The 430-nt window shown below is 62.6% G+C and carries 1 protein-coding gene; it reads right to left on the minus strand.

Annotation, left to right across the window (positions count from 1 at the left end):
• On the minus strand, nucleotides 1-430 hold a 430-nt coding region (locus HOC_RS20785), incomplete at both ends, for an HAD-IC family P-type ATPase (protein ID WP_035542816.1).

Raw genomic sequence — 430 nt, forward strand, 5'->3', positions numbered from 1 at the left:
GGCGTGTCCTGGCATCGCGCACAACGGCCTGGGCGAGGGGATGATCGCTGAGCGCTTCCACGGCGGCGCTCACCGTCAGCAATTCCGCTTCGGTCGCGTCGCCATAGGGCGCGATATCAACGAGGCGGGGATCGCCTTCGGTGAGCGTGCCGGTCTTGTCGAATGCAATGGCATCGACGCGTCCAAGCGCTTCGAGCGGTGCTCCGCCCTTGATGAGAACGCCTCCACGCGCCGCACGGGCGACGCCAGACAGGATTGCGCTTGGTGTCGCGATCGCCAGCGCGCACGGACTAGCCGCAACCAGAACGGCCATGGCGCGATAAAAGCTGTCCGACGGCGCCTCATCCAGAACCAGAAAAGCGAGAGATGTGATGACGGCCAACAGGATGATCAAAGGCACGAAAATCCGCTCAAACTTCTTCGTAAAGCT

Source organism: Hyphomonas oceanitis SCH89, assembly GCF_000685295.1.
GTDB lineage: Bacteria > Pseudomonadota > Alphaproteobacteria > Caulobacterales > Hyphomonadaceae > Hyphomonas > Hyphomonas oceanitis.